This window comes from Zunongwangia pacifica (assembly GCF_023499215.1).
In the GTDB taxonomy this organism is placed as follows: domain Bacteria; phylum Bacteroidota; class Bacteroidia; order Flavobacteriales; family Flavobacteriaceae; genus Zunongwangia; species Zunongwangia pacifica.
In genome coordinates, this window is the sequence record NZ_JAKHSK010000001.1 from 150,094 (window position 1) to 165,182 (window position 15,089).

The 15,089-nt window shown below is 36.1% G+C and carries 17 protein-coding genes; all 17 read left to right on the forward strand.

What is annotated here, in order from left to right:
- Positions 1–51: 51 nt before the first annotated feature.
- The 17 genes from gcvH to L1967_RS00760 all read left to right on the forward strand — a co-directional run bounded on the left by gcvH (position 52) and on the right by L1967_RS00760 (position 15,068).
- Positions 52–432 (forward strand): glycine cleavage system protein GcvH, encoded by a 381-nt coding sequence (gene gcvH / locus L1967_RS00680; protein ID WP_249599788.1) that lies wholly within the window; start codon positions 52–54, stop codon positions 430–432.
- A complete protein-coding gene (locus tag L1967_RS00685; protein ID WP_249599789.1) occupies positions 425–811 on the forward strand; it encodes a VanZ family protein in 387 nt (128 codons plus the stop codon). Before gcvH ends, L1967_RS00685 begins: the two co-directional genes overlap by 8 nt.
- A 62-nt stretch (positions 812–873) precedes the next feature.
- Positions 874–1,596, forward strand: a complete 723-nt coding sequence (locus L1967_RS00690; protein ID WP_249599790.1) for an energy transducer TonB — start codon at positions 874–876, stop codon at positions 1,594–1,596.
- Between the two features lie 114 nt (positions 1,597–1,710).
- On the forward strand, positions 1,711–3,828 hold the full coding sequence (locus L1967_RS00695; RefSeq protein WP_249599791.1) for a gliding motility protein RemB: 2,118 nt from the start codon (positions 1,711–1,713) through the stop codon (positions 3,826–3,828).
- 90 nt (positions 3,829–3,918) lie between these two features.
- Positions 3,919–4,821, forward strand: coding sequence for a heme o synthase (gene cyoE, locus L1967_RS00700; protein WP_249599792.1), 903 nt, complete (start codon positions 3,919–3,921; stop codon positions 4,819–4,821).
- Positions 4,812–5,393 carry a cytochrome c oxidase subunit 3 gene (locus tag L1967_RS00705; RefSeq protein ID WP_249599793.1) on the forward strand — a complete coding sequence of 194 codons (582 nt, stop codon included), beginning with the start codon at positions 4,812–4,814 and terminating at the stop codon, positions 5,391–5,393. Before cyoE ends, L1967_RS00705 begins: the two co-directional genes overlap by 10 nt.
- Positions 5,394–5,441: 48 nt before the next feature.
- Positions 5,442–6,425, forward strand: a complete 984-nt coding sequence (locus tag L1967_RS00710) for a cytochrome c oxidase subunit 3 (protein ID WP_249599794.1) — start codon at positions 5,442–5,444, stop codon at positions 6,423–6,425.
- Positions 6,426–6,445: 20 nt separating this feature from the next.
- Positions 6,446–6,814, forward strand: coding sequence for a cytochrome C oxidase subunit IV family protein (locus tag L1967_RS00715; protein WP_249599795.1), 369 nt, complete (start codon positions 6,446–6,448; stop codon positions 6,812–6,814).
- Positions 6,815–6,899: 85 nt separating this feature from the next.
- Positions 6,900–7,544, forward strand: a complete 645-nt coding sequence (locus L1967_RS00720) for a hypothetical protein (RefSeq protein ID WP_249599796.1) — start codon at positions 6,900–6,902, stop codon at positions 7,542–7,544.
- A gap of 16 nt (positions 7,545–7,560) precedes the next feature.
- Positions 7,561–8,301: an SCO family protein gene (locus tag L1967_RS00725; RefSeq protein WP_249599797.1), complete on the forward strand. Its 741-nt coding sequence runs from the start codon at positions 7,561–7,563 to the stop codon at positions 8,299–8,301.
- Complete coding sequence (locus tag L1967_RS00730; RefSeq protein WP_249599798.1) at positions 8,298–8,837, forward strand: DUF420 domain-containing protein; 540 nt, start codon at positions 8,298–8,300, stop codon at positions 8,835–8,837. The genes L1967_RS00725 and L1967_RS00730 overlap by 4 nt, the downstream gene beginning before the upstream one ends.
- A gap of 12 nt (positions 8,838–8,849) precedes the next feature.
- Positions 8,850–9,089, forward strand: coding sequence for a hypothetical protein (locus L1967_RS00735; protein WP_249599799.1), 240 nt, complete (start codon positions 8,850–8,852; stop codon positions 9,087–9,089).
- 103 nt (positions 9,090–9,192) lie between these two features.
- Complete coding sequence (locus L1967_RS00740) at positions 9,193–9,894, forward strand: ABC transporter ATP-binding protein (protein WP_249599800.1); 702 nt, start codon at positions 9,193–9,195, stop codon at positions 9,892–9,894.
- A complete protein-coding gene (locus L1967_RS00745; protein WP_249599801.1) occupies positions 9,887–11,134 on the forward strand; it encodes an ABC transporter permease in 1,248 nt (415 codons plus the stop codon). The genes L1967_RS00740 and L1967_RS00745 overlap by 8 nt, the downstream gene beginning before the upstream one ends.
- 12 nt (positions 11,135–11,146) lie before the next feature.
- Positions 11,147–12,412: an ABC transporter permease gene (locus L1967_RS00750; protein ID WP_249599802.1), complete on the forward strand. Its 1,266-nt coding sequence runs from the start codon at positions 11,147–11,149 to the stop codon at positions 12,410–12,412.
- A 33-nt stretch (positions 12,413–12,445) separates the two neighbouring features.
- Positions 12,446–13,564 carry an efflux RND transporter periplasmic adaptor subunit gene (locus tag L1967_RS00755; protein WP_249599803.1) on the forward strand — a complete coding sequence of 373 codons (1,119 nt, stop codon included), beginning with the start codon at positions 12,446–12,448 and terminating at the stop codon, positions 13,562–13,564.
- 61 nt (positions 13,565–13,625) lie between these two features.
- Entirely contained in the window at positions 13,626–15,068 is a 1,443-nt protein-coding gene (locus tag L1967_RS00760) for a TolC family protein (protein WP_249599804.1), read from the forward strand.
- The last annotated feature ends 21 nt before the right edge of the window (positions 15,069–15,089 follow it).

Consider the following 15,089-nt stretch of genomic DNA (forward strand, 5'->3'; position numbering starts at 1 on the left):
TTTGAACAATTACCCGAAAAAATTAACTTTGTCGTTATATAAAACATAACTATGAATATTCCAGAGGATTTAAAGTACACCAGAGACCACGAGTGGGTTAAAATCGAAGGTGACATTGCAACTGTAGGTATTACAGATTTTGCACAAGGTGAGTTAGGAGATATTGTTTACGTAGAGGTAGAATCTGTAGACGAATCTTTAAACCGTGAAGATGTTTTTGGAACGGTAGAAGCTGTTAAAACAGTTTCAGATCTTTATTTGCCTTTAACGGGGGAGATTATTGAATTTAACGATAGTCTAGAAGATGAGCCTGAAAAGGTAAATAATGCACCATATACAGATGGTTGGATGATTAAAGTGAAATTTGCTGAAATCGCTGAGCTGGAAGATCTTCTTACTGCGCAGGAATATAAAGAAATTATCGGTGGTTAAACTTGCCTTTTCTTTGGCAGGTCTTTATACGGCTACGCTAACTTTTTTCTCACTATATAAAATAACTCCTGAAATTACGGTAGGAAATTTTAGTATAGGCGATAAAATTTTGCATACTTCGGCTTATTTTGTGTTATTTTTAGTTTGGAAACTCTCTTTTTATCTAAAATCTGAACATAATGATGCATATAAGGCCACAATTTTAAAAATAAGTGTTTCTTGTATTGCTTTTGGTATGTTAATTGAGGTTTTACAGGGTACACTTACCAGTTACAGACAGCCCGATTGGTTCGATGTGATTGCAAATTCAACTGGTGTTTTAATAGCATCAATCCTTTTTTTAACTTTGGAGAGACCACTTAAAAAGGTTAAAAACTGATATTTATTTAATTTTTTGGAAAAAATATTTATTTTAGCAAACCTTATTAATCATTAACCATTATGGAACCTAAGAAAAATCCGAAAGCAGATTTATCGAAAAGAAGCGTATTGTTTCTTCAATTAGGTCTTATATTGGTTCTTTTTGTTACCTGGCAGGCTATTGAATGGAAGACTTACGAAAAGTCTGATATTGATACCGGAATGGTGCAGATGGATCAATTAGAAGACGAAGAAATTCCAATTACCGAAATGCAAAACACACCGCCACCACCTCCACCGCCACCACCGGCACCAGAGGTTATTGAAGTTGTGGAGGATGAGGAAGAAGTAGAAGAAGATGAAATTGAATCTACTGAAACCAGCCTTGAAGACATCGTTGAAGTAGAAGAAGTAGTTGAAGCGCCAGAAGAAGAAGAGGTAGCAGACGTTCCCTTCGCAGTTATCGAGGATGTGCCAATTTTCCCAGGATGTGAAAATCTTAAAGACAATGACGAGCGTAAAGCTTGTATGAGTGAAAAAGTAATGAAATTTGTACAAAAAGAATTTGATACAGATTTAGGAGCTGAACTTGGATTATCAGGTATTACTCGTGTAATTGTACAGTTTAAGATCGATAAACAAGGAAAAATTACAGATGTTAGAGCTCGTGCTCCGCACCCAAGGTTAGAGCAGGAAGCTGCCAGAGTAGTAAACAAATTACCTAAAATGCAACCAGGTAAGCAAAGAGGTAAGCCGGTAGGGGTTGTTTACTCACTGCCAATTACATTCCAAATTCAAGATTAAGGAAAAAGATTACATTTATATGAATTGCTGAAATCCCGGTTTTTACCGGGATTTCTTTGTTTTAGGATATATTTAAAAAGTGTATCTTTCGACCCGAATATCTATTTTTTTTCTATGAAGTATTTTCTACTTCCGTTTTTTCTATTTGCTAGTTTTTTATTGCAGGCACAAAACGCTGAGATCTATCCTGTTTTTCCTAAATGTGAGTCTGTAAATTACAATGCTCAACAAAGCTGTTTTAAGAATACATTGGTTGCGTTTGTGGTCGATCATTTTGAAGTTCCTTCAAGTGTAATTGCTAATAATTATACAGGAGAAATTGCTGTGGTCTTTGAGGTAACCAAAGAAGGTCAGTTTAAATTGATGTATGTTAATGCCGCTTACGATGCGTTAAAGGATGAGGTTTCCAGAATATTTAAATTACTTCCTGTAATAGAGCCGGCAAAATATAATGCACACCCTACCTATATGCAATTTAGGTTACCCATAAAAATTCCTTTAGATAGAAACGAAATTCGTGATTTAGAACCTGTGCCTTCAGAGGTTCAAAAGAAGGATACAGTAGAACTAGCTGAAAATTTGGACACCAATGAGTTAGTGATAGCGGCTAATGAATATGATGCTGTTCATTCTAATGAATTTACAAATCCTCGTTATGAAAGCAGTATAAATATTCCATTGTCGCACGAATATTATTCCAGGTTTGATGCGGCGTTAAATCAAATTGGAACGAATAATCATACCGCTTCAAAACCACTTCTTTTTAAGGATGTTTCAAAATATTACGATCTGAAAAATGATGCCGAAAGACTTTATCAGGATCGAAAAACTTTAGTAGGGCGTAAAATCTGGAATGAACACATGCTTAGATTTCAGAATGAAGACTATTGGTTTACTTTCGATTTTGCTTTAGATCTTCAGCTTGGTAAAGATTTTAACGATGATTCGGCAGACTTTACCTATAACAATACAAGAGCTGCCGTGTTTCAGGGGGGATTGGGTAAACATCTCAATTTTTATACTGTTGTTTATGAAAACCAGGGTAGGTTTGCCGGATATTTTAATAATTGGGCAGAGTCGATACGGCCAGATGGTGGAGATCCCGCTATTATCCCAGGGCGCGGGATAGCAAAACCTTTTGGAGACGATTCGTACGATTATCCTGTTGCGGAGGGGTATCTTTCTTATAGCCCTTCAAAATACTTTAATATTCAGTTTGGGCATGGTAAAAACTTCATAGGGGATGGATATCGTTCCTTATTAGTGAGTGATGTAACTTCACCATATCCTTATTTTAAGTTGAATACTACATTTTGGAAATTGAAATATACCAATACCTGGATGTCTATGCGAGATGTAAGGCCAGAAGTTACGGAAGATGGTAGTTTTAGAACCAAGTATATGGCGAATCACTATTTGAGTTTAAATGTAAGTAAACGACTTAATATTGGTCTTTTTGAATCGGTAATCTGGGAGAACGATAACAATAGAGGGTTTGATATTAATTATTTAAATCCGGTGATTTTTTATCGTGCTATCGAATTTTCAACGGGAGCCCGTGGAGGGAATGCGTTGATTGGGCTAAGTGGAAAATATAAAGTGAGTAATCAGTTAAATGCCTATACTCAAATTATCATTGATGAATTTTCCTCCAGTGATATTTTTGGAGGAGAAAAAAGTTGGAAAAACAAGTTAGGTTATCAATTAGGTTTAAAATATTTCAATGCCTTTAAGGTTCCCAATCTTTTCCTTCAGTTAGAATATAATCAGGTGCGTCCCTATACCTATTCTCATAATACAGAAGTGTTGAACTATGGCCATAATAACCAGTCCTTGGCACATTTATGGGGAGCAAATTTTAGAGAACTAATAGCGATTGCCAGGTATAAAAAAGATCGCTGGTATGGTATGGCGAAATTCATTTATGGGAAAAGAGGTTTTGATTATGATAATGATCCTTATTCTTATGGAGGGAATATTTATCGTAATTATGAAGATCGCCCTTTTGATAATGGAGTTAAAATAGGGCAGGGGAATACGGGAATTTCGTTCTTTGGGCAGTTAGAAGCAGGATATATCATAAACCCTGAGACTAATTTAAAGCTTTACGGAAGTTTTATTTACCGTAACATGAATACCGATGTAAATACAAGAAGTAATTTTGATATTTCTACGTCTTGGTTAAACTTTGGTTTACGTACAGATATTTTTAATTGGTATTACGACTATTAACCGAGACATATAGATTTAAAATTAACAATTGTGCGGCCTTGTCAAAACCTAATTAAGGAGTATCTTTGCGCCAATTATAAAAAATAATTTTTGAGTAGCGCACGCGTAAATAGTTCTTCACCTTCGTTATTATCAGATTTTAAGGAAATAACCAAGATGCGTTTGGCCATAAGTGTGGTTTTCTCTTCAGTGGCGGGTTATTTTTTAGGTGCAGAAACGGTAGATTTTGTTGTTGTACTCCTTTTAGCTATTGGCGGATATTTTATGGTAGGGGCGTCTAATGCCTACAATCAGATTATCGAAAAAGATTTAGATGCCTTGATGGATAGAACGAAAAACCGTCCTGTTCCTTCAGGTAGAATGTCGGTAACCACTGCATTTATTATAGCAAGTGTATTTACTGTTTTAGGTTTAGTGGTACTTTATATTATTAATCCTAAAACAGCAATGTTTGGAGGGATTAGTATTTTTCTTTACGTTAGTATCTATACGCCTTTAAAAACAAAAACTCCTTTATCTGTATTTGTAGGAGCTTTTCCGGGAGCCATCCCTTTTATGCTAGGGTGGGTCGCTGCATCGGGAGAGTTTAGTATTGAACCGGGAACCTTGTTTATGATCCAGTTCTTTTGGCAATTTCCTCACTTTTGGGCTATTGGATGGTGGTTGTATGACGATTATAAAAAAGGCGGTTTTTTTATGTTACCTACAGGTAAAAGAGACAAGGGGACAGCAATACAGATTGTTTTATATTCGATCTGGACGATATTGGTTTCTTTAATTCCGGTGTTTGGGGTAACTGGACGGTTATATCTAACTCCGGTTTCCGGGGTAATTATTTTAGTATTGGGTATAGGGATGCTTTATTATGCAGTAAGACTTTTTAAACTTAAAACGGCACAGGCAGCAAAAAAATTAATGCTTGCTAGTGTGTCTTATATTACATTATTACAAATAGTTTACGTATTGGATAAATTTATTAGAGAATGGATTTAACAAATGGAAGCGAGCAGGAAAGAAGAGATCGCGCCAAAAAAATGATGCTCTGGTTTGCGATTATTAGTATGGGAATGATGTTTGCCGGGCTTACCAGTGCTTATGTAGTAAGTAAAACCAGACCTGATTGGCTTACTGAATTCGAATTACCGCAATCTTTTATATGGAGTACTATTGTAATTTTTATTAGTAGTATCACCATGTTTTTTGCGAAAAAGAATATTATATTAGGCAACAGGAAAAACGGTACGGCCTTTTTAATAGGGACTTTAATCCTGGCGGTGTTATTTGTGCTTTTTCAGTTTCAGGGATTTGCAGCTATTGTAAATGCCGGTTATTATTTTACCGGAAGCGAAAGTACAATTACAACAAGCTTTATTTATGTATTGGTTTTAACCCACTTAGCCCACCTTGCGGCGGGTTTAATTGTGCTTTTGGTATTAATTTATAATCATTTTAAACAACGGTACCATAAAGGACAAACACTTGGATTAGAGCTTGGTGCGACTTTTTGGCACTTCCTTGATGTACTGTGGGTTTACCTGTTTTTCTTTTTATATTTCTTTAGATAATAAAATTGCGTATTTTTGCGCTGCACTTAAAATTAAATGACTTCTTCTATGGACGCTACTGTTGTTAGAACAGGCACCGAAGGTAAAACTTGGGGCGGTGGTAACCAGCCACTTGGAGCCAGCTATGGTAAGTTGATGATGTGGTTTTTCATCCTTTCCGATGCACTTACATTTACAGGATTTTTATCGGCTTATGGATTTTCAAGGTTCAAGTTTATGGATTCTTGGCCAATTGCTGATGAGGTTTTTAACCACTTTCCATTTCTTCATGGGGTAGATGCGCCAATGTATTATGTGGCATTAATGACGTTTATCCTTATTTTCTCTTCTGTGACCATGGTATTAGCAGTAGATGCAGGCCATCAAATGAAACAAGGGAAAGTAACAACTTATATGTTCTTAACAATTATAGGGGGGTTAATCTTCTTAGGTTCTCAGGCATGGGAGTGGAGTAACTTTATTTCTGGAGAATATGGTGCGTTAAAAACAAAAGGGGATAAAATTCTTCAGTTTGTAGATGGTGAAGGTCATCGCGTAGCTTTAAAAGATATTGCAGTTATGCACGAATCTGAGCTTACTACCCATACCGGAAATACTGGTATCTGGTTTGAGAGCGGATCAACTGTTTCAGAATATAGTTTAGAAAGCATTAAAGAAGGGTTTGCGAAAAACGAAAATCTCTTTATAAGAACATTAGATTTTGATGAAGAAGGAGGGGAGAAAAAGATCCTTTCCAGAGAAGAATCACAAAGTTGGTTAGATAATAATGCTATTGGCGTTGTAGAAGGAGCGAACCTAACCGAGAATGAATATGGCCCACCATTATTCGCAGATTTCTTTTTCTTTATTACAGGATTCCACGGATTCCACGTATTTTCTGGAGTTATAATTAATATTATTATTTTCTTTAATGTGATCTTAGGAACCTACGAGAGAAGAGGAAGCTATGAAATGGTAGAAAAGGTTGGTTTATACTGGCACTTTGTAGATTTAGTTTGGGTATTTGTATTCACTTTCTTTTACCTTGTTTAATTTTTTGAATCAAAGAAATTATGGCACACGATAGTACAGCAACACATCAACACGAGTCCAATACAAAAAGAATCTGGCAGGTTTTTGCGATTCTTTCTGTAGTAACCATTGTAGAGGTAATATTAGGTATTGTAAGACCAGGTTTTCTTACTGAAACTTCTTTGGTAGGAATGCACCTTTTAAACTGGATATTTATTATTCTTACCTTATATAAAGCATATTATATCGCATGGGCTTTTATGCACATGGAGCACGAAACTAAAGGGCTTAGAAGAGCAGTTGTTTGGACCGGGATTTTTCTTGCGATTTATTTAATCTTCATTCTATTAACAGAAGGAGATTATATATATGAAGTTTATAAAAACGGCTATATTGCTTGGGATTTTTAAAACTTGACAAAAGTTAAAACATTAAGAAAAGGCGGTTTTGTTAAACCGTCTTTTTATTTTTGTACTGCTTTTCTGAAACGGTGTTATGAAGAAATTTTTTGTGCTCACAGTACTATTCGCATTGCCAATCGTCGCTTATCTTTTTTTTGCATCAGGTAAAAATAATTTTGCAAGATTACCTGTTTTAACTGAAGAGGTATCTGAAATTTCTGATCTGTCCAGTTACGATGACGAACCTGTATTTCTTCAGGATCATATTAGTGTGGTGGCCTTTTTTGGGGAAAAAATAGAAGATTTAAAAGGGAATACGTTTAACCTGGATAAAAAAATCCTTGAAAAGTATTACGGATTTAATGATTTTCAGTTTGTTATTATTCTTCCTGAAAGTGCCAGAGAGAGTGCAGCAGATTTTGCAAAGGAATTTGAGGGCATTACCAATGCGCACGAATGGAAATTTGTATTTGGCTCACCAGAAGAAATCAAAGCTATTTTTGTAAGTTTTAATAGCCCATATCATCTTTCAACAGAGAGTTATTCTCCGTATGTATTTATAGTGGATAAATCCCGAAATCTTAGAGGTAGGGACGATGACGATGAAGGTAACCTTTTTGGATATGATTCCAGGGATATAGCAGAACTTACCAATAAGATGAATGATGACGTAAAAGTGATTTTGGCTGAATATCGCCTGGCTTTAAAAAAGAATAATGCAGATAGAAATAATAACTGATTAGAATTTCAGAATAATGAAAAAGAAATATTCATATATAGGTTTAGCTATAATCATTCTGGTTTTTGGGATTATTGTAATTCCGAAGATTATAGATAAAATGAGTAATGGAGAGATAGTAGAAGGAGATCGGCTTAATAAAGAGGGGACAAAACGACCTGCGAAGGAGTCTCCTGAAGTTGGTTACCTGGAACTTAATGGAAAAAAAAGAAAAGCACCAAGTTTTGAATTTATAGATCAGCATGGCGATACCATTAGTAATGAAGATTACCTGGGGAAGGTGTATGTAGTGGAATTCTTTTTTACGACTTGTCCAACAATCTGTCCTGTGATGAGTGAAAATTTGGTGGAGGTTCAGGATGAATTAAAAGATCATGAAGATGAATTTGGTATAGCTTCTTTTTCTATCGATCCAGAACATGATACGCCACAGGTGCTTTCAGAATATGCAGAGCATTACGGGATAACAAATCCTAACTGGCATTTACTAACCGGGGAGAAGGAGAAAATTTATCAATTAGCTAATGCAGGATTTCAAACTTATGCAGGTGAAGACCCCGATGTAAAGGGAGGCTTTGTACATTCTGGTATGTTTGCTTTAATTGATAAGGATGGATATATTCGTTCTAGAAAAGACAATTTTGGTAATCCATTGATTTATTACAGAGGTTTTGTTAAAAGAAATGCATCGATAGCCGAGGGAGAAGAAGAACCGCAAATCGATATGTTAATTGAGGATATTAAGACATTGTTGTGAAAAAAACGCTAACAAAAACAGATAAAATCGCCATTCCGGTAATCATTACCCTTTCAGTATTAGTGCCTATTGTGGTTTTAATTTTAATGAATTTGCCAGAGCGCTACAATTTACTGGGAACAGAGTCAGGCACATTTCCATTATTTCATGCGGTACTTAACGGATCTACAGCGGTATTACTTTTAATGGGGTTTTTCTTTATGAGGATAAAGGAATATAAACTGCATAGAAATGTAATGATCACTGCTTTTGTACTTTCTGCGGTATTTTTGGTGAGTTACGTGATTTCAAAAATAAGTAATGATCCGGTACATTATGAAGGTACGGGGTTCCTCAAATACGTTTATTATTTTATTTTGATTTCGCATATTGCCCTTTCAGCAATTATAATTCCTCTGGTTTTATTCACCATGTATCGTGGCTTAACAGGGGAATATCAAAAACATGCTAAAATAGCGCGATGGACATTCCCTATATGGTTGTATGTAGCGATAACCGGGGTTTTGGTATACGTTTTTATGTATCCGTATTATTAAAATTGAATAGAAATGACGAGGATTTTTAATGTGAAGAAGATATTGGTCGTTTTAATACTACTTTTTATACCAGTTTTTGCAAACGCTCAATGTGCTATGTGTAGAGCAGTGCTTGAAAGTGAATCTTCACAAAACGCTGCTGAAGGTATTAATGATGGAATTCTATATTTAATGGTTTTTCCCTATTTGCTTGTAGGTGGCCTTGGATACTATATTTATCGTTCTTACCGAAAGAAAAAATACGAAGCTTAAATCATATTTTAAGAAATTTTTAATTTATATGTAACATTCTCAACTTTTTGCAGTCTTATGGATATAAGCAAATTATTTGCTTTTAACCATCAGTCAAAATGTTATGATTACAATTAAAGATTTACACAAATCTTATAAAACAGGAAATAACTCACTTCATGTTTTAAAAGGCATAAATTTTAATGTTTCTGAAGGTGAACTGGTTTCTATAATGGGTTCGTCTGGCTCTGGTAAATCTACACTTCTTAATATTTTGGGGATGTTAGACGAAGCCGATACCGGTTCTTATACCCTGGATGGCGTAGCAATAAAGAATCTTAATGAAAAAATTGCCGCCCGTTACCGCAACAAATTCCTTGGATTTATATTTCAGTCTTTTAATCTTATCAATTATAAAACGGCACTCGATAATGTAGCCCTGCCTTTATATTATCAGGGGATGAAACGTGGTGAACGTATGGATAAGGCTAAGGCTTATTTAGAGAAAGTGGGGCTGGCACAGTGGATGGATCATTTACCCAACCAGCTTTCAGGAGGACAAAAACAACGTGTGGCCATAGCAAGAGCTTTAGCTTCAGATCCAAAAGTGTTATTGGCCGACGAACCTACCGGTGCATTAGATACAAAAACCTCTTACGAGGTGATGGACTTAATTCAGCAAATTAACGATGAGGGGAGGACCATTCTTATCGTTACGCACGAGCATGATATTGCGCAAATGACCAAAAGAATAGTAAACCTTAAAGATGGTTTAATTATAGATGATACTAAAGTTAACCAGGTAAGAGCGCTACAAAATGTTTGATCTTGAACGTTGGCAGGAAATTTTTGAAACCATCAGTAAAAATAAGCTGCGTACATTTTTAACTGGACTCTCGGTAGCTTCAGGGATTTTTATTTTGGTGATTCTTCTTGGTATTGGTGAGGGGATGAAAAACGGTATTGAAAGAGAATTTCAGAGTGATGCTGCCAATATCATTTATGTTTTTCCGGGAGTAACTTCAAAAGAATATAAAGGCTTAAATCCAGGCCGGATGATTCAGATGAAAAATGACGATTATCAATTCACTACTACAGAAAATAAAGAGGCACTAGAATATAAATCTTCAGTTTATAGAATTTGGGGTGGGATGGTAAGCTTTGGTAAAGAGTCTGGTTCTTATAGGGTAGAAGGCGTGTATCCAGATTACCAATTTCTGGAAAATAGTAGTATGCTTTTAGGCCGTTTTATAAATTATAAGGATGTTAATGAGTCGGGCAAAGTTGTTATTATCGGGAATCGGGTAAAGAATGACTTATTTAAAGATGCAAAAAGTATTTTAGGAGAATATGTAGAAATTTCAGGAATTAAATTTAAAGTGGTTGGGGTATATACAGACCCTGGCGGGGAACGTGAGGAAAGCAGGGTTTTTGTTCCTATTACTACAGCCCAAAAAGTTTTTGGGGGCGGTAATGATATTAACTATATGTCCTATACGTTGCAACCCGAAGGTACCTATGAAGAAGCTTTAGCCTCAGCTAACAAGTTTACTAAAAAAGTAGAAACCTACTTAAAAGGAAAGCATACCATTGCGCCAGATGATAATAGCGCAATTAGAGTTAACAATATGCTCGAAAATACAAAGCGATTTTATGACCTAATGGGCATGATAAAAATGTTTTTTTGGGGAGTAGGTATTTGTACGATTATCGCCGGAATTGTTGGGGTAAGCAATATTATGTTGATTATTGTAAAAGAGCGAACCCGGGAAATTGGTGTACGTAAAGCTTTGGGAGCAGAGCCGATTTCTATTATTGGGATGGTGCTTCACGAGTCTATTTTTGTGACCTCTTTTGCTGGATTTACAGGTTTGATTTTGGGATTAGTTCTACTGGATGTAGTTGGACCCATGATACAAACCGATTTTATATATAATCCAACCGTAAATTTTAATGTGGCTTTATCTACGGTATTCATATTAATTGTAGCGGGAGCGGTAGCAGGTTTTTTTCCGGCCTACCGGGCGGCAAAGATTAAACCAATCGTAGCATTAAGAGACGAGTAAAAATTTTAAATCATGTTTAGTAGAGATCGCTGGGACGAAATTATAGAAGCGCTAACCGCAAACTGGTTTAGAACGCTATTAACTGCTTTTGGGGTGTTATGGGGGATTTTTATTTTGGTGATTCTTTTGGCAGCCGGTAAAGGATTAGAGAATGGTATTAAACAAGGATTTAGTGGCATGGCAACAAACTCTATGTTTATGTGGTCACAAAATATTTCTAAACCTTATAAGGGTTTGCCTAAAGGTAGAAGATATAATTTTAAGCTAGGTGATGTAGAAGCCATAAAACAAACGGTGCCCGGTTTAGAGATTGTTTCTCCCCGTAATCAATTAGGAGGCTTTGGAGGAGCAAACAATGTAGTACGTGGTTTAAATAGTGGAGCTTATAATGTTTATGGTGACTATCCTGAGATTATAAGGCAGCAGCCTATGGATATTACTTCCGGGCGGTTTATAAATTATTCCGATATTAAAGATAACCGAAAAGTCGCGGTGATTGGTGAAGGCGTAAGGACAGGTTTGTATGATATAAAGGAAGAAGTTTTGGGAACCTATATTAAGATTAACGGGGTTAATTTTATGGTGATAGGAACTTATAAGAAAAATGGGAGTGGCGGAGGAAATGCAGAAGAAATGCAAAAAGAGATCTTTGTCCCATTTACGGCATTTTCGCAAGCCTTTAATATGGGGGATGTGGTTGGATGGATGGCGATCACCGCAAATGACGATCATTCTATAACCGAGCTTAAAAATAGTGTTTTTGATGTTATTAAATCCCGTCACAGTATCGCTCCAGATGATGATCGGGCAGTAGGGAATTTTGATTTATACGAAGAATATAGCCGTATTAACCGTTTGTTTATCGCATTGCGTCTGGTGGCCTATTTTGTAGGAACACTTGTTTTGCTATCAGGAATTATTGGGATTAGTAATATCATGCTTATCGTAGTAAAAGAACGTACAAACGAGATTGGTGTTAGACGGGCTTTGGGAGCAAGTCCCTGGAATATTAGGGGGCAAATACTTTTAGAATCGATATTTCTTACCATTATTTCAGGTATGGCAGGAATCATTCTTTCCACCTTGGTCATTTTTATAATTAATATGATTTTAGACGGGATGGATACTTCAGAAATGATGTTTATTAACCCATCTGTAAATATAGGGGTTGTTTTAATCGCATTGGCCATCCTTGTGATCTCTGGATTGCTGGCAGGATTGATTCCGGCACAAAATGCAATAAAGATCAAGCCTGTAGACGCTTTAAGAACAGAATAACAAGTTAAGATAAAAGAATAAATACAATCAAAAATGAAAAGAACAGTTACCATCATTATTTTAGCCGTAATTTTTATTGGCTTTCTAGGTTCGCTGTATTATTACTTTCAAAAGGGGCAGGAAGATCCAGTGGTCTATCAAACCGAACAGGCTTCTGTACAAACCATCACTAAAAATACCGTGGCAACCGGAAATATCGTTCCGTTAGAAGAAATATTAATTAAGCCTAATATTAGTGGAATCATAGATGAAATTTATGTTGAGGCGGGGGAATCTGTTGAAGCCGGAGACTTAATTGCCAGGATTAGGGTGATCCCTAATGTAAACTCGTTGCAAAGTGCAAAAGATGCGGTGGCTACCGCTAAAATTAATCTTGATAATCAAAAGAAAATATTCGAGCGTCAAAAATCTTTATTCGATAAAGGGGTTATTTCTGCCAACGATTATGATAATGTAGAAGTGGCTTATCAAAGAGCTGAGCAAAACTACAAATCGGCACAACAAAATTTTGAGATCGTAAAAACCGGAACCACCAGAGGGATTGGTAGCGCGGCAAATACATTAATTAGAAGCACCGTTACCGGAATGGTGCTCGATGTACCTGTGAAAACTGGTAACCAGGTAATCGAATCTAATAACTTTAACGACGGAACTACGCTGGCTACGCTTGCTGATGTGAATAAGATGATTTTTGAAGGTAAAGTAGATGAAAGCGAAGTTGGTAAAATTAAAGAAGGCTTACCGCTTGAAGTAACTGTAGGTGCTATAGAAAATAAAACTTTCGATGCGGTTTTAGATTATATCGCGCCAAAAGGAGTTGAAGAAAACGGAGCAATTCAGTTTGAAATTAAAGGAACCTTAGATAAGGCAGATACCACTTTTATTAGAGCGGGACTAAGTGCCAATGCTTCAATAATTTTAGCAAAAGCTGAAAATGTACTGGCTATAAAAGAGGCTTTAGTTCAGTTTGATAATGATACGCAACAACCTTATGTGGAAATAGAGACAGGAAATCAGCAATTTGAGCGTAAAGATGTAGAGTTGGGCGTAAGTGATGGAATTAATGTAGAGATTAAAAGCGGAATAGATAAAGACGATAAAATTAAGGTATGGAATCAACTCAAACCTGCTCAAAATTTCGCTGCAAATTAATTTTCTGTAGTTTTTGTAACAACTCAACTTTTTGTTAGACATATCTTTTACAATATACATTATGAATAAATTTAGACTTTTTGCCATTTTACTTTTGGTTGGGTTCATCGCCAATGCGCAGGAGAAAAAATGGACCTTGCAGGAATGTGTGGAGTATGCGTTAGAGCATAACATCTCTGTTAAACAATCTGAACTTGATGTAGAAGCAGCCGAGATTGATAAAAAAGATGCCATTGGTAAACTGTTGCCAGCGATAAATGGTAGTGCCAGCAACTCCTGGAACACCGGTTTAACCCAAAACGTAACTACCGGAGTGCTGCAAAATCAAACGACAAGAAACTTTTCTGCAGGAGTAACCGCTAGTATTACTTTGTTCGATGGGCTTAGCAATTATAAGCAGGTGCAACGGGCCAAAATGTCTAAACTCGCGGCGCAGTATTCCTTAGATAAGATGGAAGATGATATTACATTAGCAATCGCAAATTCTTATCTTCAGGTGTTATTTGCAAAGCAGGATCTGGAAGTTTTAAAATCACAAAACGAAGTAACCTTAGAGCAGTTAGAACGTACAGGGCAATTGGTAGATGCCGGATCTTTACCAAGGGGCGACCTTTTGGAAATCCAGGCTACAAATGCAGATGAAAAACAGCGAATTATAATTGCACAAAATAATATCAGGATTTCATTAATTAGTCTTGCTCAAACTTTGTTAATCAAGGATTATGAAAATTTTGATATTGTAGAGGACGATTACGATATCTTCGGAACCGAAATTTTGGATAATTCAGTATATGATATTATAGAAAGAGCTAAAGAAGAACGTTCAGAAATTAGAATTGCTGAAGCTAATAAAGAAATTGCCGAGCAAAATGTTAAAATAGCACGCGGAGCTTATCTACCAACTTTAGGCGCATTTATCAATTATAACACCAGGGAGACCGGAGCCAATAGAATAGAATATGTAAACCCTCCTGGTACTACAGTTACAGAAATTGGTTACGTAGAATCTACAGGAGAAAAGGTGGTTACAGAAACTCAGAATCCTGCAATTCCAACCGTTTTAAGTCCGCGACCATTTATAGATCAATTATGGCTAAATGATGGTATTTCTTATGGGTTTCAATTAAGCGTTCCTATTTTTAACGGTTTTTCGGTCAGAAATCAGGTGAAGAGAAGCAAAGTAAATGTACGTAGGGCTGAATATCAATTAGAACAGGCAGAATTGGATTTGGAAGCAAACGTTTATCAAGCCTATGTAGATGCCACCGGGGCTTTTGAAGCTTATGAAGCAGCTTTAGTAGCGGCCGAATCTCAGGAAAAAGCCTATGAATATGCAACAGAGCGTTTTGGTGTAGGATTAACCAACGCTTTCGATTTTAGTCAGTCTAAAGTACGTTACGAAAATGCGCAGCGTGAAGTGATTCGTACCAAGTATGATTATATCTTCAAACTAAAAGTATTAGAATTATATTTTGGAGTTCCGGTAGCTAATTTAAGATTCTAAAGAGCTTAATAAGTGCTTATT

What these genes read in the sequence shown, in the direction of transcription:
- gcvH (WP_249599788.1), top strand. Translation starts at nt 52, where the DNA reads ATGAATATTCCAGAGGATTTAAAGTACACCAGAGACCACGAGTGGGTT.
- L1967_RS00690 (WP_249599790.1), top strand. Translation starts at nt 874, where the DNA reads ATGGAACCTAAGAAAAATCCGAAAGCAGATTTATCGAAAAGAAGCGTA.
- L1967_RS00695 (WP_249599791.1), top strand. Translation starts at nt 1,711, where the DNA reads ATGAAGTATTTTCTACTTCCGTTTTTTCTATTTGCTAGTTTTTTATTG.
- L1967_RS00705 (WP_249599793.1), top strand. Translation starts at nt 4,812, where the DNA reads ATGGATTTAACAAATGGAAGCGAGCAGGAAAGAAGAGATCGCGCCAAA.
- L1967_RS00710 (WP_249599794.1), top strand. Translation starts at nt 5,442, where the DNA reads ATGGACGCTACTGTTGTTAGAACAGGCACCGAAGGTAAAACTTGGGGC.
- L1967_RS00715 (WP_249599795.1), top strand. Translation starts at nt 6,446, where the DNA reads ATGGCACACGATAGTACAGCAACACATCAACACGAGTCCAATACAAAA.
- L1967_RS00720 (WP_249599796.1), top strand. Translation starts at nt 6,900, where the DNA reads ATGAAGAAATTTTTTGTGCTCACAGTACTATTCGCATTGCCAATCGTC.
- L1967_RS00725 (WP_249599797.1), top strand. Translation starts at nt 7,561, where the DNA reads ATGAAAAAGAAATATTCATATATAGGTTTAGCTATAATCATTCTGGTT.
- L1967_RS00735 (WP_249599799.1), top strand. Translation starts at nt 8,850, where the DNA reads ATGACGAGGATTTTTAATGTGAAGAAGATATTGGTCGTTTTAATACTA.
- L1967_RS00740 (WP_249599800.1), top strand. Translation starts at nt 9,193, where the DNA reads ATGATTACAATTAAAGATTTACACAAATCTTATAAAACAGGAAATAAC.
- L1967_RS00745 (WP_249599801.1), top strand. Translation starts at nt 9,887, where the DNA reads ATGTTTGATCTTGAACGTTGGCAGGAAATTTTTGAAACCATCAGTAAA.
- L1967_RS00750 (WP_249599802.1), top strand. Translation starts at nt 11,147, where the DNA reads ATGTTTAGTAGAGATCGCTGGGACGAAATTATAGAAGCGCTAACCGCA.
- L1967_RS00755 (WP_249599803.1), top strand. Translation starts at nt 12,446, where the DNA reads ATGAAAAGAACAGTTACCATCATTATTTTAGCCGTAATTTTTATTGGC.
- L1967_RS00760 (WP_249599804.1), top strand. Translation starts at nt 13,626, where the DNA reads ATGAATAAATTTAGACTTTTTGCCATTTTACTTTTGGTTGGGTTCATC.